Here is a 21,207-nt window from a genome sequence, read left to right as displayed (position 1 = left end):
GTCCTAGTGACAGATTAAATCAGGAGTTCGTATATGAACTTTTCAGTTTATTGGCAACATGCAGATGCAGTGAGTAAAACCCTGTATTTCATCCTTTTAGCAATGTCGATTGCAACGTGGACGATCTTTATTCTACGTCTATTAGGAACACGCCAATTAAAACAACAGGCTTACAGTCAACTTGTTCAAGCTTTGGCTCAGCTTAAATCTAAGTTACAACCTTTGACCTTTGAACAACGCAAAGCGGTTGCTGAGCAAGCTTTACTTCGTCAAATCTCGGCTGAAAAATCTCAAGCAGAAAAAGGTGTATCTGTTCTTGGAACAATTGCTTCGCTTGCGCCATTTGTGGGTTTGTTTGGGACTGTTTGGGGTATTTTCCATGCACTTGTCGCTGTAGGTACGAGCGGTCAGGCGGGTTTAGCTCAAGTTGCAACTCCTGTTGGTGAAGCATTGATCATGACTGGCTTGGGTTTATCTGTGGCGATTCCTGCGGTATTGGCTTACAACATTTGTGTACGTTTCAATCGTGGTTTAGCACATGATTTACAAGATCAAGCACATAGCTTGTTAATCGATACGATGTTGCAGCAAGAAACACCTGCAAAGACAGAAACTAAAGCGACTCAACAAAGTTTAGTTGGAGGTCAAGCTTAAGATGGGCTTTCAATTGGGTGAAGACCACGACAGTGGCATGAATGAGATGAATCTCATTCCTCTGATCGACATTATGTTGGTATTGATGATTATCTTTTTAGTCACAGCAACGGTTGCTAACCCATCAATTCCATTAGCTTTACCAAAAACGACCGCTGACATTGTAGACCCACCACCGAAAGCAATCACCATCAGTATTAATGAAAAAGGTGAAGTGGCATGGGATGCTCAAATTATTAGTTTGGATGAGTTACAGACGCGTTTCCAAGAAGCAGCAAAAGCAGAAACAAAACCGACAGTACAGTTACGTGCTGATAAAGAATCAAAATACGATACAGTAGCGCAAGTCATGTCACGGGCGAGTGAAGCAGGGTTGAGTGATATTGCATTTGTGAGTGAAAACTAAAATTTATTTCATAAAAAAGCAACTCAGTGAGTTGCTTTTTTTATGCTTACTCTGTTTTGAGTAGTTCGAGATATTTTGAACGCAATTTTGACAGTTTTGGTGGGATGCTAAAATTGCAGTAACCTTGTGATGGGTTACGGGCATAAAAATTTTGATGGTATTCTTCAGCAGGGTAAAATGTTGGTGCTGGGCTAAGTTCAGTTACGATATTGAGACCATCATTTTCTAAATCTTGAATAATTTTCTCCGCTTGCTGCATTTGTTCATCATTAAAATAATAGACAACAGAACGGTATTGGGTGCCAACATCATTACCTTGACGATTTAAAGTAGTTGGATCATGGGTGGTAAAGAAAACATTTAGGAGTTGAGTATAATTGATTTGCTGTTCATCAAAGTCAATCAATACAACTTCTGCATGTTGAGTATTACCTTGGCAAACTTGATCATAACTTGGATTGTGAACGATACCACCTGCATACCCACTCACAACTTTTTCGACGCCTTTTAGTTGTAGAAAAACAGCTTCTACACACCAAAAGCAACCTCCACCGAATAATGCTTGTTGCATAAATTTTCCCAATTTTTAATTCTAAGAATACTAATAAAGTATACGAAGTCAATGAAAAGTAAAAGCCCATCATCAATCAGAGATTTAGCTTTTTATGTCACAAAATCAAATAACTGATTCAGTATCCCTTATAAATTTCATAAAAATTCACCTAAGCCTGAATTTGCGAGGATGATTGTGGATTCACGATCATCAAGTGAATGCATATATCTTGATTGATTTAAATCAATCAAGATGGACTATAGAAGGAGATTCAGTATTGTTTTGTTAAAAAGCGAAATGGACTAATTTGCTTTTGGTAATCCATGTCGAATGATTTTCGAAAAATATTCACTGGATTGATCTGGTTGTTGTTCATATTTTTCAGCACGTGTATTGATCCATGCCAATTGATACCATTCTTTCATACTATAATTTTGATTAAGTGCTTGTAGATCAAAAAGATAATTGGGTAAATAGCCTGAAGCCAGTAAACGATAATCTTTAGGTAAAGTTTGTGGGTTGATCGCTTGGATCATGTCAAAAACGAGCGTTGTACAGTTGCTTGTGAGCGTGTTGTACCATTTTGCTTCAGTACGTAACTCATCTGCTTTATGTAGATATTCGATAAATAGCGCTTTACGTTCAGTCTGAGGCATTCTTATTGGAAATAAATAAACTTGTTCATGACGAATATTACTTCGCGTATAAATCAGATCTTTTTCATCAGAAGCCACTAAACTGAGTTCATATTTACGGAAGAAGCCACCAATTGCGGAAAATTCTTCTCCTTTTTCTTTGCGAATCTCGATAGAAAAAACCAAAGGTTTTTGATCTGAGAAATCGAAACTCACTAGCGTATGCGCGATTTGAGGTCCCATCCAGTAGGATGTGATGATATTGACGCCTGTAATTTTATCTAGGTCAATTGTACGCTTTTCCCAGCGAATGTCGTAAGTGCCGTCTTTATGCCAATTAAAATTACGCACATTATGCAGCTGTACTAGATTGCCTTGCTTTTGGTAAGTAAGCTGCTCAGCGACTTCAGGATTCCAGTCACGATCTTGTCGAGCCTCTAATGAAAAATACCAGACCAGTGAACAGGCGAAGGCAACACAGTAAATTAAAAGATCAGTGCGGCGACTAAAAATATGCCCACTGACATAAACACCAAGTAGACTAAGTGCAAACAATGCCCAAAGAATGATAATGATTCGGCTGAAGATTGTTCCAAAAGGATGTTGAATCCAGAATGCCAGACATAACCAAATACTTGAGAGGATCACAAATAAGGCAAAAAAACTGTGTAATAGCCCAATGCCTAGCGCCAGTAAAAACTCACGTGATCCAATATGATGCATGATGACGCGCGATCCATTTTTTATTTTTGGTAGGTCGCAAACTCGAAAGCAATATTTGATTTTTCATCAATGTGTTGTTCTGAGTTTATTTTGCGAAAATCCTCAGAGATTTTTGGGTAATGTGCATCACCTTGTACATCTAAATCAACATGGGTTAATTCAAGACGATCAGCAATTGCGAGGGTTTGAGTAAAAATCTCTCCACCCCCAATAATAAATAAAGATGCTTTTTCAGCGTGTTGTATGTCTGTAAGTGCATGTGTCAAAGCATCTTCAATGCTATGTGCTACTTTAACGCCCTCAAATTGCCATTCAACATCACGCGTGATGACCCAATTCACACGATTTGGAAGTGCGCGTCCCATTGACTCTAAGGTTTTACGCCCCATCAGGACAACACCGCCTTGGGTAATCGCTTTAAAGTGTTTAAGATCAGCTGAGATATGCCAGGGTAAAGCATTGCCCTTGCCAATACAGTTGTTTTTATCCATTGCGACTACGTGGACAACTTCTATACCTTGCCATGCCATTTTATATTCTCTCTGATCGATTTAAACTGCGACGGGTGCTTTAATAGCAGGGTGTGACTCATAGCCAATAATTTCAATATCCTCAAATTTGAAGTCAAAAATATCAGTGATCTCAGGATTGAGTTTTAATTGACACAACGGTAGCGGCTCACGTGTAAGCTGTAATTGTGCTTGCTCAAAATGATTGGCATATAAATGAGTATCACCACCTGTCCAAACAAAGTCACCAACGTCTAAACCGCATACCTGTGCAATCATATGTGTAAGAAGGGCATAGCTGGCAATATTAAATGGCACACCTAAGAAAACGTCCGCACTGCGCTGGTAAAGCTGGCATGACAGCTTATTGTCCTGAACAAAAAACTGGAACAGGGTATGGCAGGGCGGCAAGGCCACTTTCCCAGCCTCATTGGGATTCCAGCCTGAAACGATCAAACGGCGTGAATTGGGATTAGTTTTAATTTCATTCACAAGCCATTGAATCTGATCAAAACCATTTTGCTGATAGCTACCATCTTCATTCTGGGTTGCGCCAAAGTTACGCCATTGATGCCCGTAAACAGGACCAAGTTCACCCTCAGGGCGACCAAAACGTGCAGTTTGTTCTGCGGTCGCCCATTCATCCCAAATGCTGACTTTATTATCTTTGAGATATTGAACGTTGGTATCGCCTTTTAGAAACCATAGTAGTTCAATCACGATAGAGCGGAAGTGCACTTTCTTGGTCGTTAATAGTGGAAAGCCCTTAGAAAGATCAAAACGCATCTGATGACCAAATACTGAACGTGTACCCGTACCTGTACGATCGCCTTTATCGCCGCCATTGTCGAGGATATGTTGTAAGAGGTTCAGGTATGTTTGCATCTTCACGCCTATCTTTGCTTTTAATCGCACTGATTTTATCAGAATTTATGTGATAAATATCTTTTCAATTTGGCGACACTGATTGTCGCAGTCTAATTCTTATGCTCTATTCTAATATAGCTGATTGTTTTATATTAAGTTCTATAAATAAGTACATGGACAAGCAATAAAATGAATCTTCAACCAGAAAATTTACCGAATATTTTACATCCATATCTAGACAAAATTTCAGCCACTATTTTGCCGACAGTAACTTTACAGCTCAGATCAAACGATGCCTTGACTGTATGGCAGAGTAAGATTGGGGGAGAACCGTACTTACCTTTGGATACTGCTTATCCTTTAGATTCTAATGGCAATCCTCTTGCTTTATTGGCCCAGTTTAATTTTGCGGAAATTCCAAGTTTACCTAATTTCCCAGACAAGGGGATTTTGCAGTTCTATATTGCTGCAGATGATTTGTACGGGATGAATTTCGATGACCAACAGCAGCAATCTGGTTTTAGGGTTTTATACTTTGATCATGTGATTGAGGATACTTCACAATTAAGACAGGATTTTTCTGAGTTTGAGTTGAGTGAAGAGGATTATTTACCTTTTACTGGACAATATTCAGTTCAATTTAAATTGGAACAGCAGCCAATCTCTCTCAGTGATCATGAATTTAATATTGGGGATGGTACAGATGAGTTTTATAATGCATATGGTGAAACATTCCTTGCAATGGGGCATCGTTTAAGCGGTTATCCTTACTTTACTCAATCTGATCCACGGGGGGATAAGAAAAATATTCAAGATTATATTTTGCTTTTCCAACTTGATACAGATGATGCAGAGAATGAGATTATGTGGGGAGATTCAGGTGTGGGGAATTTCTTTATTCATCCTGAAGAATTAAAGAAGCGAGATTTTTCTAAAGTCTTTTATAACTGGGATTGTTGCTAAAATAAAAAAGCGGATGAGTTTTCATCCGCTTTTTTATTTTAAAAATTTATTCACTGATGAAAGTAACTTTGCCATCAGTCAAAGACTCAACACGCGCTAAAGATTCAACACGATAGCCTTTTTCAAGTAACACATCACGACCTGGTTGGAATGACTTTTCAATTACGATACCTACACCCACAACATCAGCATTTGCTTGGTGAATCAAATCGATTAAACCTAATGCCGCTTGACCATTTGCCAAGAAGTCGTCAATCACAAGCGCTTTATCTGTTGCGTTAAGATGCTTGTTAGAGATAGCGATAGTGCTTTCAGTTTGTTTGGTGAAAGAGAAGACTTTAGAACGGTAAAGATCATCTTTGAGTGTTAAAGATTGGTATTTACGCGCGAAAATTACTGGAACACCCAGCTCCAAGCCAGTCATGATTGCAGGTGCAATTCCAGAAGCTTCGATCGTAATAATTTTAGTAATGCCTGCATCTTTAAAACGAGCAGCAAACTCTTTACCAATCTGTTGCATTAACACGGGGTCAATTTGATGATTTAAGAAAGCATCAACTTTCAAAACCTGATCAGATAGAACGATACCTTCATTTAAGATTTTCTGTTCTAAAGCGTACACGGGAGAATCCTCTAAACGGATGCTTTTTCAAGCAAAGGCATATTTTAAAAAGCATCTAAAAAATTGCAAGCTAAAATTGACCAGATGGTTAGTTGGTTTTACCTGAATAGCCTGTTAATAGTAAGCCATAAGAAGATTTCCCATCATTATGTGCCATTTTGACAGGTAAATAATCAAGTTTTGGTGCTAACCAAAATACCGTATTACGTTCTGGTTTATCGTGTTGCATAACGACTTTAATGGTGCTGAACGTCCCATAATTGGTTTTGATGGTTTCCGTGCCTTGCTTAACAAAACGGCGTTCATCTAAAGCTTTTGCATCAGCAATTAAATATTTGGTTCTAAGTGAATTACTTTTTAAATCCTCACGGATTTGCAATTCAGCATTCAGTTCATCTAACGCACCTGCTTGCCATGGGAATGAGCGGGCGGTGTCATCTTTTTTCGTATTCACAACTTTAGTGTTTGGATTAAAGTTAATACTCATCGTATTACTATGAATTAAGATTTTGCTGCTGCGGCTGAACTTTTGTGAAGTAATTTTATTATCCACAAAGCTAAATTGACTCGTTTCCGAGGCTGAGGCAATTCCGCCTGCTTTTGCACTAAACTGATAGGTCCAATTATTTCCTTGTTGCGAAAGTGTACGTGTCGCTGAACCGAGGTTTTTGTTGTTGTAGCTAAATTGATAGCTTGCTTGGAAAGGTGCCATTGCTAGAGCATGGCTAGACATGCTGACACTGAACAGGGCAGCCGACGTAATACTCACTACTTTCAATAATTTCTTTGTCATCACGCTATATATCCTTTGAATGATCATCAATGAGCAATCATTCATTTATCATTAAGATTTGCGATTATTATGCCTGTAGATTATGAAGAAAAAATCAGGTTTTTTACTCAATGCTTGTTAATTTTTCGTATAAATCATGATGGTATTTGAGTAAGTGGCATAAATCTGAAATTTATACCACCATATTCAATACGATTATTTTCTAGTGTCTTTTTGCTGAATTGGCGTGACTTCTGTGTCATCTAATCCCTCTTCATCAAAGTCATCTTCATTTGGCGGATACAAAATGGCAGCCAAATTGACGTTCCCCCAAACAATTAGTTCGGCTGGACGGACTCTGGCGCGGTTTACATGAACTTTGCTTAGCGTTTCAATAATACTCGGTTTCTTTTTAAACCAGCGATTTAAATCTAAATAAAGCAATTCATCTTTGACTGAAACAACTTCAAAATGCTCTAAGATTTTTCCTAGAGGATCTTCATCACGAAATTTTTGGTAATACCAAATCGCAATATAAAATCCCCATTTTTGGAAAATATTCTTAAATGATGCTTCAATCACTTGTGTATTACTAATTTGTTCGAACACCATCAGTTGAACATCTTTATTCATTTCCATTTGAATAAGTTTTAAATCAACGGATAAAGTGGTATGTAGCCCTTTGACATCAATCGTGGAATATAAACGTAGCCATCCATCATATAGATCAGCGTGTAGGTCTTGAATAATTCCAACTTTTTCTGTGACATAACGTTCCATTGTCGCATTCACAAATACCTGTGAAAGTGCAAATTCTCTTTCTTCTTCAATGAATTCTTCTGCTTTTTGGTAAACTTTACGTAGACGTTTAACAACGGATGAAATTAGCGTTTGCATAAAAGTTGTTCCAGAAAGTGAATTGATTATAGATTTTTTGATGTTTCTAACTGAACTCAATCATCAACAAATCTGACTGCAATACCACGATCTTTGTATTAGCTAAAAAATAAAAATAAATTTCTGACTTGCAGTGTAGCAAAATTAATTGCTACATTTTCATAAAATGATGGTACGGAAACACTGTGACTATAAGTGGATCACATTTTTTTAATATTTTGAATATTAGTTTGGTTTTATACGGTGATTGCTGTTGGGGATGAGACATATTTTGTCGCTTGAATGCCATGTGGAATAAAAGAAATTTTCGTTCAGTACTGTCCCCTTACTGGTGGCAAGATCCAATTTTTATCGGGGCAGTTGCGTTAGCGATGCTTCTACATGGTGTTGTGCTTGCAATTCAGTTCGCAATGCCATCACCTACAGATACATCAACCAAAGAAATCGCAGTTACGGTTCGTACAAGTCAAGAAAAAGTCAAAGATGCCGACTTCTTGGCGCAAGCTGATCAAAAAGGTTCAGGTGACTTTCGTGAAGCACATCGTATGTCGAGTGATATGCCAGCTCCGATGGAAGCAGATGCGACAACAGGAGAGTCAGAGCTCGAAAGTTTAGAGAAAGTCCAGCAAAAACGAGAATTAAAATTTGAAGAAAAAGTGCTCATGACGGTTTTAAGCTGGCAGAAGCAAGTAGAGCAAACTGAACGTAAAAAAACCTTAGATGAGTTACAGAGTCAATTTCAAGCCAAAGCCGCGATGGTTGCGAGTTTGGAAGCACAATATTTACAACGTCAGCAAAATTTTAGTCGTAAACAACGTATTAAAACAGTAGATGGGATTCAGGCAAAACAAGATGCGTCAGCAGCTTATCTTGATAAATTTCGTCAGAAAGTTGAACTATACGGTAATCGTTATTATCCAGATGAAGCGAAACAACAACATTTATCGGGTGAAGTACGTTTAATGGTGATCCTGAATGCACAGGGGGGTATCCGTGCCATTCGTCTCATTGAAGGCTCAGGACATGCGATTCTGGATGATGCGGCAAAAGCTTCAGTGCGCCGTGGAGCACCATTTGGAGCTTTTGATGCCAATATGAAAGATATTTCTGAGCTTAGAATTGTGCGTACCTGGCGTTTTGATCCTGTCGATGCTGAATTTGAAGTGCATTGATTATATGGGCGAACAGCATATTGAATAAAACCTAATGCCTTATCTTCAGCCGTTTTGTTATTACATTTGTGGATAAGTTGGTATTTATACACAATCTCTTTTTTGACTGAAATAAGCACGTTCAACTGTACAGATTTCCACACTAAAATCCTGATACCATTTTTCTTTACCCAAACGCTGAGCAACTAAATGTTCTGCATCGCGTTGCCACTGCTTGATATCTTCAAGGCCACGCCAGTAAGACAACGCAATTTCAAAACCATTTTCATTACACGCTTCAAACCTGATGCAGTTAAATTGACTCAAGGCTTTATTTCTCAGCTTCTGTGCCATTTCAGATTAAGTTGCATCAAGTTGTTTGATCGTAGCTTTAAAAATAACGATATACATAGTGTCTTAAATTAGCTTTCATCGGCTTGATAAGGATTGGCAATCCCTAGTTTTTTTAAAATCTCAATTTCTAAAGCTTCCATTTCTTCTGCTTCAGCTTCACTGGTTTCGTGATCGTAGCCAAGTAAATGTAAAACGCCATGAACCAATAAATGCGTGAAATGATCAGTTGGTGTTTTTTGCTGTTCTGCGGCTTCTTGTAAAACCACAGGGATACAAATCACCAAGTCACCCAAAGGTTCAGCATCCAGTAAACTCAGCATTTCCTCTGGAATATCACTTGGAAAGGACAGTACATTGGTGGGTTTGTCTTTCTCGCGGTATTGTAGATTCAACTCGTGGCTTTCTGCGAGGTCAACGCAGGCAATTCCGATTTCGCAGTCTACGTCGAAACCAACATGACGGAGTGTGGTTTCAATCTGCTTTTTAATTTGACCACGTTTTAGTGGTAATTCATTCGCTTGAAAGTCTTGTTGAAGACTTAAATTGATTTTCAAAATAGATCCTTAAAATCGTCCCCCTGATATGCGATTAAAGTATTGCAATAAAAGGGGGGAGGGGGATTTTTAAATGTGTTGCGCATCTGCCGCAGAATCATTTTCTGCAATCAATGCTTCTTGTTTGGCTTTGCGTTCGGCACGGGCTTCAGCAGACAGGCGTTGCTGTTCACTGTCCCAACCTTCGTAAGCCTCAACAATTTTTTGTACCAATTGGTGTCGTACCACATCACGAGAATGGAAACGGGTGATATGAATTTCATGGACATTTTCCAGTACACGTAATGCTTGTGCTAAGCCCGATTGTTGCCCACGAGGTAAGTCAACCTGTGTCACGTCACCTGTAATCACAGCACGCGAACCAAAACCTAAACGAGTCAAAAACATCTTCATCTGTTCAGGGGTGGTGTTCTGTGCCTCGTCTAAAATGACAAAGGAATGATTGAGGGTTCGTCCACGCATGTAGGCAAGGGGGGCAACCTCAATCACCTGACGTTCGATCAATTTGGCGACTTTTTCAAAGCCCAGCATTTCATATAGAGCATCGTAAAGTGGACGTAAATAGGGATCGATTTTTTGGGTCAAGTCACCCGGTAGAAAACCGAGTTTCTCGCCAGCTTCAACCGCAGGACGAACCAGTAAGATTCGTTGGATTTCATTACGCTCTAACATATCCACTGCAGCAGCAACCGCGAGATAAGTTTTACCTGTACCCGCAGGGCCAATCCCGAATGAAATGTCACTTTGTAAAATACGTTGTACATAGCGTTTTTGATTGGCACCACGTGGATTGATTCGCCCTTTGCGGGTCTGTAACCAAACGCTATCTAAGCCTGTATGTTCTTGTTCGGAATCATCCATGAAATCACGATCTGTCTGTGAACCTTGGATCATCAAATGTAAAACATCGGCACTGATTTGTGAGGAAATTTCTGATTCTTGATAAAGCCGTTGCAGTAGTGCTTCGGCTCTTTCAACTGTTTCTATATCACCGTCTAGATAAAAGGCATCACCTCGGTGAGTAATTTTGACATCTAAACGTTGTTCGATTTGCTTTAAATGCCCGTTGTATGCACCGAGCATTCGTTTTAAATGTTCCATGGAAATTTCAGGGAACGTTACAGTACGTTTAATCGCTGAAGTCAAGAGAAACCCTTTTAGCTCACGTGTAGGAATACCCTTACATTACGCCACGTCAGGTTCAAGATTCAAGAGTTCACCATAAACTAAATTTAAAGTTTTAATTTCAGTGATCTCAATCTCTGCGAAACGTCCAACCCATGTCGCATCACCGATAAATGTAACCAAACGAGTATTGTCTGCTGTGCCAACCAATACATTTGGATCTTTATCAGATACTTTTTCAATCAAGACACGTTCAATTTTACCCAGCATAGCATCAGTTTTATCAATACTTGATTGTTTGATCACTTGCTGAACTTGAGCCAAACGGTCTTTTTTCACCTGTTCTGGGGTATCATCTGGCAGGTCAGATGCAGGCGTACCAGGGCGTTTTGAATAGACAAAACTATATGAATGATCAAAATCTAAATCTTTAATAAACTGTAATGTTTCCGCAAAGTGTTCATCTGTTTCACCCGGGAAACCAATAATGAAGTCACTAGATAAATGCATATCTGGACGGACTTTACGTAATTTGGCAATTTTATCAATGTAGACATCAATGGTGTGGTTACGCTTCATGGCTTGCAATACATCGTTGGAACCACTTTGTACTGGCAGATGTAAATGTGAAACCATTTGTGGTAAATCACGATAGCATTGAATTAAATCATCAGAAAACTCAAGCGGATGAGAAGTCGTATAGCGTAAACGTCCAATACCCGGAATTTCTGCAACTAAACGCAGCAGTTCAGGGAAAGTGCAAATTTCACCTTCAAACGTTTCACCACGATAGCCATTTACGTTTTGACCAAGCAAGCTGATCTCACGCACGCCTTTTTCAGCTAAGCCCGCGATTTCAGCCAATACATCATCGAGTGGACGAGAAACTTCTTCACCACGAGTATAAGGTACCACACAGAATGAGCAATACTTTGAGCAACCTTCCATGATGGAAACGAATGCTTTAAAGCCTTCCACACGTGGCTCAGGCAGAAAGTCGAACTTTTCAATGTCTGGGAAAGAAATATCAACCAGCTTGATTTTTTCTTTCTTTGGCTTTTCAACTTGAGCTTGATGTTGATCCAACATTTGTGGCAAACGATGCAAGGTTTGTGGACCAAATACCATATCGACGTATGGTGCACGTTTTTGAATGTTGTCACCTTCCTGAGAGGCAACACAGCCACCGACACCAATCACCAGATCAGGATTCTGTTCTTTGAGTTTACGCCAACGACCTAAGCCACTGAACACTTTTTCTTGTGCTTTTTCGCGAATTGAGCAGGTGTTCATGAGCAGAATGTCTGCATCATTTGGATTGTCAGTGAGCACATAACCATGTGAATCACCCAATAAGTCTGCCATACGATGACTGTCATACTCATTCATTTGACACCCTTGCGTTTCAATATATAGCTTTTTAATTGAAACATCAGTGGTGTGCGTTGGCTGGGTAACAGTGTTTTCTGAAGCAGCTTTTACAGCACTTGGAATGAATGTTTGAACCGTCATGCAGGCTCCTAAACAAGGTGGATTTAAACAAACCGCGGATTATAGCAGTATTTTTACAAGAACGCAGAGAATAAAAAACTGACAAAAATGGACAGTTTATGAATAAAATTGGATGAATTTTAATGAATATGAATCAGTAAGTTACATAACACAACAATAGTTGGAACTTAGACTTATTACACTATAATGGCGGGCAAAATTGAGCAAACGTATTGATGAAGATGAATAAACATCCCCAATTTATAACAATGGTTAGCAATAAAGTGAATAATAAGAAAAGCTTCCGTCGACTTGTTGCGATGGGAGGCGTGGTGATCTGCTCATCTGTATATGCTCTAGACGAACAATTTAATGATGCTCTACGTGCCGCAAGTTCTGGCAACGTTGCATTGCTCGATCAATATCAATATGAAATGCAAAATGATATATTAGGCTATTACCCTGAGTATTGGAAATTGAATACCAACTTAGGGCTACAACCTGCTTCTTCAATTATCGCTTTTGCGCAACGTTATCCTCAATCAGCGATGGCTGAAAAATTAGCAGCAGATTATGTCGAAGAAAAAGTAAAACAAGCCAGTTTTAATGAAGCAAAACCCGTGCTCAGCTATGTCACTAATCCTGACCAAGAAGAGAGTTGTGCGGTTGCACAAGTCCGTGCCAAAACGGGTGATAGTCTGGTTTTTGCTGAATATAAAGATATTTGGTTAACAACAAGTACACAGCCTGAATCGTGTAATGGTTTAGGGCGACTGATGTTATCTAGTCCTCTGATGACTGCTCAGGATCGTCAACAACGACTTTGGGGACAACTGCGAGCAGGTCAATCTGGTTTAGCGATTGCGACCGCCCAAACTATAGGTCTGGATTTGTCCTTGGCTCAGTTGAATCAGATCCAAGCCAATCCATTGGCATATTTATGGAATGCTCCTAAAGCCAGCGATGCTGATTATGCATATTTAATTTTTGCATTGGGACGTGTCGCAGACAGTGATTTCACCAATGCTTTAGGAAATATTCAGCGTGTTGCACAAGATACTCCTCAATCTGTACAAAAATATTTATATCGTACGATAGGCTATGTGGGGGGGACGACGGTCATGAAGAATGGCTTTAACCGAGAAGTGTTAAATGCCTATGATCAAAGTTATGGTTACCCGTTTAGTCCAGAAGAAGCCGAAATTTATGCACGTCAAGCAATTCGTTTTGGTGCTTGGGAAAGTTTAATTCGTGCAATTGATGCCATGTCAATCACGCAGAAACAAGAAGATCGTTGGCAGTACTGGCTTGCTCGTGCTTCTGAACAGCGCTCAGATGCTGCTTCAAAGCAAGCTGCTCAACAGATTTATCGTAAGCTGGCACAAGCTGGGGATGACTACCATAATTTGCTAGCCAAAGATCGTTTAGGCGAACGTTATAATCATCAGCCTTATAACGAGCAACCAAGTTCACAAGATATTCAACGTTTAAACCAAAATATCCACTTTAAACGTGCATTTGCGTTAAAAAATATTGATGCACCAGCAAATTACATTAATCGCGAATGGAATTGGGCAGTCCGCCAAGCGTATTTGCAGCATGATGATGGTTTACTTTTAGCTGCCGCTAAGCAAGCGTATGATATTGGTTGGTATGACCGAGCAATCTATGCCGCAGACCGTACAACCTCGCGCCATAATGATACTTATCGTTATACAACACCACACCGTAGTAATGTCACGAGTCACAGTTACAATGCTGGTATTGATCCAGCTTGGGCATATGGTTTAATGCGCCAAGAAAGTCGGTTTGTTACATCCGCACGTTCACATGTGGGTGCAGGTGGTTTAATGCAAATTATGCCGAATACTGCAAAGTTAGTTGCACGCCAAATGGGTGAAACTTATAACCCAGCGGCTCTAAGTGAAATGAATATCAATATTCGTTATGGGACATACTATCTGTCAATGATTCAAAGCCAACTGAGTGGCAATGCTGTATTAGCAACAGCAGGTTACAATGCTGGCCCAAATCGTGCAAAACGATGGCAGCCAGATTTTCAAACCATGGCGGCTGATCAATACACAGAAACGATTCCATTGTTGGAAACACGTGATTACGTCAAACATGTGATGACCAATGCGACGCATTATGGTGTTGTGTTAGGGCTAGGCGCGCAATCCTTAGAAAAAAGGATGGGGACAATACCTGTGCGCAGTGAACCTTAAAGAAACAAAGACATTTAATTTGAAACAATGAAGTTTTTATATTTGATGAAATTTATGAATTTATTCAAGGGACGGTTAGTTCGATCATTGCAGATCTTGATCTGTTACTTGGTCATGTCACTTGCTGCGCCGTTACATGCTGCAGAGAACCCTGATATTTCGGGTTATGTGATGCATGTTCAAATGACTCCTGCAGCTTGTTCCTTTGATTCATCAAGACAAAAACAGCGTAAATGTTTAGAAGGTTATTCTCTTACTATCGCAAGCTTATTGCCAGAAGTTCCTTTAAATCGGGATTGTTCCACTAAAACTTCTGCGAAATTATCTCCCTTGCAAGCTAAAGTTGTGGCGCGTGTAATGCCCGATGAAAATGCACGTGTGCAACTCTGGCAAAATGTTGGAGGGTGTATGTCGATGAATGCCAGTCAATATTTTAGAACGATTATTAATTTTGCTGAGCGCTTAAAAGTACCTGCTGATTTAACGAGTCCGAATACCATTGAAGTGCAAAAAGAAAACCTTCGACAACAATTTATGAAATTAAACCCGTCATTACCTCCTACAGGAATTCGCTTTACCTGTCAGTCTTCAAAATTTGATTCCATTTTGACTGAGATTCGGGTGTGTTATCAAAAAAATGGGCAATATAAACAATGTGCAAGTCATATTGTGACGGGATGTCCAAATGAATTTACAATTAAAGGCAGTTATTAAGCTTTTTCTTCATTTAATTTGTATTTTCTATCAGACTTTTGTTGAAATCCATTCCCTTTTACATGCATCTGTGTTTGCTTTAGAGTACAATATTTGCCGTTTATGATAATTCGATTGAACCACTTTAGCGTTCAATTGTGCAAACGCATCTCATTGGAGAATATCACATGAAGCAACCCGTTCGTGTTGCCGTTACAGGCGCTGCAGGTCAAATTGGTTATAGCTTATTATTCCGTATCGCAAGCGGTGAAATGTTAGGTAAAGATCAACCTGTAATTTTACAATTGCTTGAAGTTCCTTTTGAGAAAGCTCAACAAGCGCTTAAAGGCGTAATGATGGAACTTGATGACTGTGCTTTCCCTTTATTGGCAGGCATGATCGGGACTGATGATCCTAAAGTTGCATTTAAAGATGCTGACTATGCTTTATTAGTTGGTTCACGTCCACGTGGTCCAGGTATGGAACGTGCTGACTTATTAAAAGTAAATGGCGAAATCTTTATTGGTCAAGGTCAAGCACTTAACGAAGTTGCTAGCCGTGACGTTAAAGTATTGGTTGTAGGTAACCCTGCAAATACCAATGCATACATCGCTATGAAATCTGCTCCAGATCTTCCAGCGAAAAACTTTACAGCAATGTTACGTCTTGACCACAACCGTGCGTTAACTCAACTTGCTCAAAAAGCGGGTGTTGCAGTTTCTGACATCGAAAATATGACAGTTTGGGGTAACCACTCTCCAACAATGTATGCTGACTACCGTTTTGCTAAAGCAAATGGCGAAAGCTTAAAAGACAAAATCAACGATGCTGCTTGGAACAAAGATGTATTCCTTCCTACAGTTGGTAAACGTGGTGCTGCGATTATCGAAGCGCGTGGTTTGTCTTCAGCTGCTTCAGCTGCGAATGCTGCAATCGATCATATGCGTGATTGGGCATTAGGTACAAATGGTCAATGGGTAACTATGGGTATTCCTTCTGACGGTTCTTATGGTATTCCAGAAGGCGTTATGTTTGGTTTCCCTGTAACAACTGAAAACGGTGAATACAAAATCGTTCAAGGTTTAGAAATCGACGAGTTCAGCCGTGAGCGTATCAACTTCACGTTAAATGAACTTGAAGAAGAACGTGCTGCAATTGCAGACATGTTGAACTAATTTATCAGTTTGATAGATTGAAAAAGCACCTTTCATAAGGTGCTTTTTTCATGCTAACTACACACAAAAAACAACAATAAAATATAGGCATCTTTCTGTATGTTAGCAGTATTACTGTTAAATTATTTCTATGAAGTAACTTGTTTGGGAGAATAACAATGTTTGAACAACAACCAACACTTGAGCTTTTATTTGAGCAGCTTGGACTGGAGGCAGATGATGCCTCAATTGAAAGTTTTATAAAAACCCATCAGCTCAGTGCTGACCAGAAATTACATGAAGCTGAGTTTTGGAGCGTAGGTCAGCGAGATTTTCTAAAAAGTCATTGGCACAAAGATGATGAATGGGCCATTGTGATTGATGAACTGAATCAACAGTTGCATGTAGACAGTACCAAATAATGATTCAGTAAAAATAAAGCTCACATCAGTGAGCTTTATTGCGTAATAGGGTGCTAAACCATTCTTCTTTGCGGACTTCACCAAAAGCAGGATGAAGCTGCAATAACTCTAAATCATGTTCTAAGCAAGATACGTATTTCGTTAGCCAATGCCGTGTTAATGCTGGTTCTTGCTTCGCAGCTGAAGCGTAAGCCAAGAAGAAATAAATCTCTAAGTGTTCTGTATATGCCAAAGGTTTAAGAATTTGCTGTGTAATTAAAGCAAAACGCTGCTCTTTGGTTATCTCAAAGTAAATCATATACGCTTTGGCTAAACATAAAGACAAATTCAAATACAAACTTAATGGCATTTCATCATATTCAATACGTGCTTGTTCAAGTAGTATGATTGCTTCCTGTAAGAAGTGTAATTGTTCCTGACGTACATGGCTGAGTACGACTAGCTGTAAACGCAGATCAGCACGCTCTAAAGCAAGTTCAGGACTATTGTTCTCTAAAAAGAGCTGGTCAGTTTCACCAATTCGTGCAATGACTTGTTTCGTCTCATTCGACATGTATTGATCCATAATCATCAGTTATGCTTAGCTATATAAGGCTGTTTTCATGAATTTAAAGGGCTTAGCCCTGATTCCAGATTGAGCCTCCACTGCGTAACCATGCAGTAATGGATAAACGTTGTTGTTTCGATAATAGAACTTCGTGTAATAAATCACTCTGGAAAATTGCAAGACGATTGGGTAGGGGCTGGATGATATGCCATTGACCATTTTTATCCTGCAAACGTAATTGACCGCCCCAATCTTCCTGCCAATCTTTATGTAGATAAAAAACGGTTGAAATCATGCGGTCATTTTTCTGTTGAGGATTATCACGATGTAAAGCATAAAATTCACCTGCGTTATAGCAGGCAAAATGTGCTTCTACTTCTTTAATCCCAAGATAAAACGCCTGATTTAACGCTTGTGAGAACTCTTCTAAAGCTTGGATATGCTGTTGGGCAATCGGTAACTGACCATCAATCCATAGAATATGGTCACTACGGATATGACTGACAACGCCGTTTTGTACTCCTGCTGCTCTGAATTCAGCAAGATGGGTGCTGCATTCTTGTACTAGTGATTCCACATATTCAGCCGAGTAGACATCATCAATTAGAGCAAAACCAAATTCATTTAAATCATCTAAAATTTGATTTAAGTTCCATGAACTTGTGAAAGAGGTTTGTTGCATAGAACTCCAGTTCATTAGTAAGTTGATTACAGTGCAATTTTAGATGATCACATCAACGCTAAAGAATACTTTTTTCTTTCATGTTAAACTATCCTTTGAATTGAGGAATAATTGTCAACATGAATTACCGTCACCATTTCCATGCGGGTAACTTTGCCGATGTTATGAAGCATGTACTTTTGCTTCAACTGCTCGCTCGTTTAAATGCTAAAGATAAACCTTATCGATATATCGATACCCATGGTGGTGCAGGTAAATATGATTTATCTACGTCTGAAGCACAAAAATCAGGTGAGTTTTTAACGGGTATCCATCGATTGGTCAAGCTTGATGATTCGATTAAACGTAATGCACCTGAAGGCATAAAACAATATCTTAAAATTGTTGAAGATATGCGTGCAGGTTCAGGTAAAGGCGCTTATCCAGGTTCACCTTGGTTTGCGCTTGAAGGCATGCGTGATATTGATAAAGCAACTATATTTGAAATGCAGCGTGATGTGTTTCAACAATTGTATTTTAATATCCGCGATAAACGTGCGGGCTTACATGAGCGTGATTTTTATGAAGGTCTGATGGGTGTCATTCCACCTAAAGAAAAACGCGGATTGGTCATGATTGACCCACCTTACGAAATTGAGCGTAAAGACTTCCCACAATTGGTTGAAATTCTCCAAGCCGCACATAAAAAATGGCCAACAGGTGTGTTTGCAGTTTGGTATCCAATCAAAGATCGCGCCATGATTGAACGTTTTGAAAAGAAAATGTTCAAAACAGGAATTCGTCGCCAATTAATTTGTGAAATTTGTGTTTGGCCTGATGACACGCCAGTTGGCTTGAATGGATGCGGTTTACTCGTGATTAACCCCCCTTGGAAATTCTCTGAAGATGCAGACCAAGCCTTACAATGGCTATTCCCGCATTTACGTATGAGTGAAAATGGTGGTCATGCCGCTGTGCGTTGGTTGGTGGGTGAATAACCCATCTCGCCACTAAAGAAGTCAAAATATTCTCGAGGAATTGAAAATAATGACAAATTCTCTTAAACCTGATGCTGATTTAAATGAAGAAGACCATTCTTTTGATGGCATCACCTTTGAAGTAGAAGAAGAAGAACAAACGCATGAAGGGCAAAAAGTAAAACGCCGTGGTATTTATTTATGGCCTAATCTTATTACCACGGCAGCGTTGCTTTCTGGTTTTTACTCCATTATTGCGAGTATGAATGGCAACTTTAATCAGGCGATTTACGCAATCTTTTTAGCTGCATTGCTTGATGGATTAGATGGTCGAGTTGCACGCGCAATCGGTGCGCAAAGTGCATTTGGTGAGCAGTATGATTCACTTTCTGACTTATTGGCTTTTGGTGTTGCACCAGCGATTCTGATGTATAGCTGGAGTTTACATGACCTTGGACGTATCGGTTTAGCTTGTTGTTTTATTTATACCGCGTGTGCTGCATTTCGTTTAGCACGTTTTAATGTGCAAATTGGTGTGGTGGATAAGCGTTACTTTATTGGAATTGCGAGCCCATTAGCTGCTGTTACTGTGATTTCAGTGGTGTGGGTCGGTCGTGATTTCCCATTTGTTTTTGATTTAAAAGATATTGTGATTCAAGTAATCAACTCTGTTGTGATGGTTGGTGTTGGTTTACTTATGATTTCAAATATCAAATACTATTCATTTAAACAAATGGATCGTAAACGTGTACCTTTTGTTGTGATGTTGCCTGTGGTCTTGATTTTTGCGGCAATCACGTACAACATTCCAGTAGGGATCTTGATTGTATGCATTCTTTATGTACTTTCAGGCTTTGTAACGACTTTATTTGCAAAAAAGAATGAAGCAAAAATAATAACTTAGAAAAGAGAGGTTCAGTATGCCAATATTGATCAATAACAATCAATTAAAGCGGCTGAACCTCAATAAGTCAGAAGCTTTAACATTCTATCCGCCAAAAGGCTTATTTAAAATTGTTTATCAAGCTTTAATTCTGCCGAATTTACCTGAGCCCTTTTATTACTTAAATTTTATTAGTCTAATCGGTCAACCTCGCATTCCGATTTTTTATAACGCCAGTGCTATTACTACGACGGCAATTGATACTGCGACCGTTTTGGTCAGTAGTAGTGCCTCAACTGTTGGACATCTCAAAAGTTATAGTGCCAAAGAGCAGTGTCAATTGGAGCAAGACCGTTATCAGTTTTTAGATGTAGATCAAATCCAAGTTGATTTCCCAAATTATTATTTTAAGCGTGATGATGATGAGCTCGGTTGTCAACTCCAAGTGAATATTGACTCTGAAATAGAAAATTATTCAGCTTTACAATGGGGAGTTGGCGATTATTGGTATGTGCGTTGCCAATGTGAAGGGGAAATCACCTATAAAAAACAAAAGTATCAAATTGAAGCGCAGGGTATTTTAAAACATGCTAGAGCCATGTATTTGCCTTTTATAGCCTTTCATTTTTTTACCTATCAAATCATTCAGATTAATGCAGATTTGCAAATTATTTTGTCCGAACTCAGAAACCAGTGGAATAGTATTATTTTTTCTCGGATTGAAATTCAGTCGAATGAACAGCAATCTCGACTTTATGATGATCAAGTCATTTTTGATGTCAGCCGTGTTTATCCAAAAGTACAAACACCAAATGGACGAGATATGTATTTACCACGAGAATTTAGTTGGCAATATTCAGAAAAGGATGTTGTTGTCTTTCAACTAACAGCACAAAGTCGAGGTGATTATAAATTTGGTTTGGCAGCAGGTTATGTGGGCAGCTTTCACTATCAACTCTTATGGGACAATGGGAGTTATGAGGGCACGGGATACTGTGAATATATCGATTGCAGACCTTTACACTGGCAAGAAAAAAATAAAACTGAGCAAATAATCGACCAAATCGCACATTTTCAGCCTTATTTGTGTAAAAAATAATCGGTTGGTGCGATAAGTGAAATAAATTTGAATAAATCCCTTGCACCTGCCCTGAAATGGTGTAGAATGCACATCCATCGGCGGTGATGCAGATAAAAACTTGTTGAGAAACAAGGATTTGGCTAGATTAGTTAGGTTCTTGGGTTGATTAGTGAGTTTTAAAAATATCGAAATTACCTGTTGACTTTAGTTTAGATTAGAGTAACATAGCCGACCTAGCTTGATGATGACGAATCATCGAGAAGATCATTAAGAGAATAGAAGAAC

At 39.1% G+C, this 21,207-nt stretch carries 24 protein-coding genes; 11 read left to right on the top strand and 13 right to left on the bottom strand.

Annotated features, from left to right (window positions below; genetic code table 11):
• The first annotated feature begins 33 nt into the window (after positions 1 to 33).
• Complete coding sequence (locus F908_RS12455) at positions 34 to 654, top strand: MotA/TolQ/ExbB proton channel family protein (protein WP_005162437.1); 621 nt, start codon at positions 34 to 36, stop codon at positions 652 to 654.
• Position 655: 1 nt separating this feature from the next.
• Positions 656 to 1,060, top strand: a complete 405-nt coding sequence (locus F908_RS12450) for an ExbD/TolR family protein (RefSeq protein ID WP_005162434.1) — start codon at positions 656 to 658, stop codon at positions 1,058 to 1,060.
• A 46-nt stretch (positions 1,061 to 1,106) separates the two neighbouring features.
• Here the strand turns inward: F908_RS12450 and msrA are convergent, their stop codons facing one another.
• The 4 genes from msrA to thyA form a co-directional block, all read right to left on the bottom strand.
• Positions 1,107 to 1,631: a peptide-methionine (S)-S-oxide reductase MsrA gene (msrA, locus tag F908_RS12445; protein WP_005162431.1), complete on the bottom strand. Its 525-nt coding sequence runs from the start codon at positions 1,629 to 1,631 to the stop codon at positions 1,107 to 1,109.
• Positions 1,632 to 1,915: 284 nt separating this feature from the next.
• Positions 1,916 to 2,971: an Lnb N-terminal periplasmic domain-containing protein gene (locus F908_RS12440; RefSeq protein ID WP_005162429.1), complete on the bottom strand. Its 1,056-nt coding sequence runs from the start codon at positions 2,969 to 2,971 to the stop codon at positions 1,916 to 1,918.
• A gap of 20 nt (positions 2,972 to 2,991) precedes the next feature.
• The gene (locus F908_RS12435; RefSeq protein WP_005162425.1) at positions 2,992 to 3,501 is read right to left on the bottom strand and encodes a dihydrofolate reductase; all 510 of its coding nucleotides are present in this window, start codon (positions 3,499 to 3,501) and stop codon (positions 2,992 to 2,994) included.
• Positions 3,502 to 3,522: 21 nt separating this feature from the next.
• Entirely contained in the window at positions 3,523 to 4,365 is an 843-nt protein-coding gene (gene thyA, locus F908_RS12430; protein WP_005162422.1) for a thymidylate synthase, read from the bottom strand.
• A gap of 171 nt (positions 4,366 to 4,536) precedes the next feature.
• On the opposite strand from thyA, the gene F908_RS12425 reads away from it, so the two are divergent.
• Positions 4,537 to 5,310, top strand: coding sequence for a YwqG family protein (locus tag F908_RS12425; protein ID WP_005162419.1), 774 nt, complete (start codon positions 4,537 to 4,539; stop codon positions 5,308 to 5,310).
• Positions 5,311 to 5,356: 46 nt separating this feature from the next.
• On the opposite strand, the gene F908_RS12420 is transcribed toward F908_RS12425, so the two are convergent.
• From F908_RS12420 to F908_RS12410, 3 genes are all read right to left on the bottom strand, one after another.
• Complete coding sequence (locus F908_RS12420) at positions 5,357 to 5,932, bottom strand: xanthine phosphoribosyltransferase (protein WP_005162417.1); 576 nt, start codon at positions 5,930 to 5,932, stop codon at positions 5,357 to 5,359.
• Between the two features lie 88 nt (positions 5,933 to 6,020).
• A complete protein-coding gene (locus F908_RS12415) occupies positions 6,021 to 6,725 on the bottom strand; it encodes a DUF3108 domain-containing protein (RefSeq protein ID WP_005162415.1) in 705 nt (234 codons plus the stop codon).
• 195 nt (positions 6,726 to 6,920) lie between these two features.
• Positions 6,921 to 7,601, bottom strand: a complete 681-nt coding sequence (locus tag F908_RS12410) for a hypothetical protein (RefSeq protein ID WP_004658922.1) — start codon at positions 7,599 to 7,601, stop codon at positions 6,921 to 6,923.
• 287 nt (positions 7,602 to 7,888) lie between these two features.
• On the opposite strand from F908_RS12410, the gene F908_RS12405 reads away from it, so the two are divergent.
• The gene (locus tag F908_RS12405; RefSeq protein ID WP_005162412.1) at positions 7,889 to 8,773 is read left to right on the top strand and encodes an energy transducer TonB; all 885 of its coding nucleotides are present in this window, start codon (positions 7,889 to 7,891) and stop codon (positions 8,771 to 8,773) included.
• Positions 8,774 to 8,857: 84 nt separating this feature from the next.
• Here the strand turns inward: F908_RS12405 and F908_RS12400 are convergent, their stop codons facing one another.
• The 4 genes from F908_RS12400 to miaB form a co-directional block, all read right to left on the bottom strand.
• Positions 8,858 to 9,106 (bottom strand): antibiotic biosynthesis monooxygenase family protein, encoded by a 249-nt coding sequence (locus tag F908_RS12400; protein ID WP_005162409.1) that lies wholly within the window; start codon positions 9,104 to 9,106, stop codon positions 8,858 to 8,860.
• Positions 9,107 to 9,174: 68 nt separating this feature from the next.
• Positions 9,175 to 9,660, bottom strand: coding sequence for an rRNA maturation RNase YbeY (ybeY, locus tag F908_RS12395; protein ID WP_005162402.1), 486 nt, complete (start codon positions 9,658 to 9,660; stop codon positions 9,175 to 9,177).
• A 69-nt stretch (positions 9,661 to 9,729) separates the two neighbouring features.
• A complete protein-coding gene (locus F908_RS12390; protein ID WP_005162400.1) occupies positions 9,730 to 10,806 on the bottom strand; it encodes a PhoH family protein in 1,077 nt (358 codons plus the stop codon).
• Positions 10,807 to 10,845: 39 nt separating this feature from the next.
• Positions 10,846 to 12,297 (bottom strand): tRNA (N6-isopentenyl adenosine(37)-C2)-methylthiotransferase MiaB, encoded by a 1,452-nt coding sequence (gene miaB / locus F908_RS12385; protein WP_005162399.1) that lies wholly within the window; start codon positions 12,295 to 12,297, stop codon positions 10,846 to 10,848.
• A 299-nt stretch (positions 12,298 to 12,596) separates the two neighbouring features.
• On the opposite strand from miaB, the gene F908_RS12380 reads away from it, so the two are divergent.
• From F908_RS12380 to F908_RS12365, 4 genes are all read left to right on the top strand, one after another.
• Positions 12,597 to 14,504, top strand: a complete 1,908-nt coding sequence (locus F908_RS12380) for a lytic transglycosylase domain-containing protein (RefSeq protein ID WP_416201905.1) — start codon at positions 12,597 to 12,599, stop codon at positions 14,502 to 14,504.
• Between the two features lie 27 nt (positions 14,505 to 14,531).
• Positions 14,532 to 15,218 (top strand): ribonuclease T2 family protein, encoded by a 687-nt coding sequence (locus F908_RS12375; protein WP_372616680.1) that lies wholly within the window; start codon positions 14,532 to 14,534, stop codon positions 15,216 to 15,218.
• A 167-nt stretch (positions 15,219 to 15,385) separates the two neighbouring features.
• The gene (locus F908_RS12370; protein WP_005162390.1) at positions 15,386 to 16,372 is read left to right on the top strand and encodes a malate dehydrogenase; all 987 of its coding nucleotides are present in this window, start codon (positions 15,386 to 15,388) and stop codon (positions 16,370 to 16,372) included.
• Positions 16,373 to 16,530: 158 nt separating this feature from the next.
• Positions 16,531 to 16,773, top strand: coding sequence for a DUF2789 family protein (locus F908_RS12365; protein WP_005162388.1), 243 nt, complete (start codon positions 16,531 to 16,533; stop codon positions 16,771 to 16,773).
• A 25-nt stretch (positions 16,774 to 16,798) separates the two neighbouring features.
• On the opposite strand, the gene F908_RS12360 is transcribed toward F908_RS12365, so the two are convergent.
• Together F908_RS12360 and F908_RS12355 are read right to left on the bottom strand one after the other, a co-directional pair.
• Positions 16,799 to 17,326 (bottom strand): hypothetical protein, encoded by a 528-nt coding sequence (locus F908_RS12360; RefSeq protein WP_005162378.1) that lies wholly within the window; start codon positions 17,324 to 17,326, stop codon positions 16,799 to 16,801.
• A gap of 64 nt (positions 17,327 to 17,390) precedes the next feature.
• Positions 17,391 to 18,002: a 2OG-Fe(II) oxygenase gene (locus F908_RS12355; protein WP_005162377.1), complete on the bottom strand. Its 612-nt coding sequence runs from the start codon at positions 18,000 to 18,002 to the stop codon at positions 17,391 to 17,393.
• Positions 18,003 to 18,121: 119 nt separating this feature from the next.
• Here F908_RS12355 and F908_RS12350 point away from each other — a divergent pair, with 119 nt between their 5' ends.
• From F908_RS12350 to F908_RS12340, 3 genes are read left to right on the top strand one after another with little or no spacing between them, the layout of a single operon-like run.
• Entirely contained in the window at positions 18,122 to 18,979 is an 858-nt protein-coding gene (locus F908_RS12350; protein WP_004658904.1) for a 23S rRNA (adenine(2030)-N(6))-methyltransferase RlmJ, read from the top strand.
• Between the two features lie 49 nt (positions 18,980 to 19,028).
• The gene (pssA, locus tag F908_RS12345; RefSeq protein WP_005162376.1) at positions 19,029 to 19,862 is read left to right on the top strand and encodes a CDP-diacylglycerol--serine O-phosphatidyltransferase; all 834 of its coding nucleotides are present in this window, start codon (positions 19,029 to 19,031) and stop codon (positions 19,860 to 19,862) included.
• Positions 19,863 to 19,878: 16 nt separating this feature from the next.
• Complete coding sequence (locus F908_RS12340) at positions 19,879 to 20,940, top strand: DUF6670 family protein (protein WP_005162375.1); 1,062 nt, start codon at positions 19,879 to 19,881, stop codon at positions 20,938 to 20,940.
• Positions 20,941 to 21,207: the final 267 nt, after the last annotated feature.

The organism is Acinetobacter sp. NIPH 284 (genome assembly GCF_000369425.1).
In the GTDB taxonomy this organism is placed as follows: domain Bacteria; phylum Pseudomonadota; class Gammaproteobacteria; order Pseudomonadales; family Moraxellaceae; genus Acinetobacter.
This window is presented reverse-complemented; position numbering and strand designations above follow the sequence as displayed.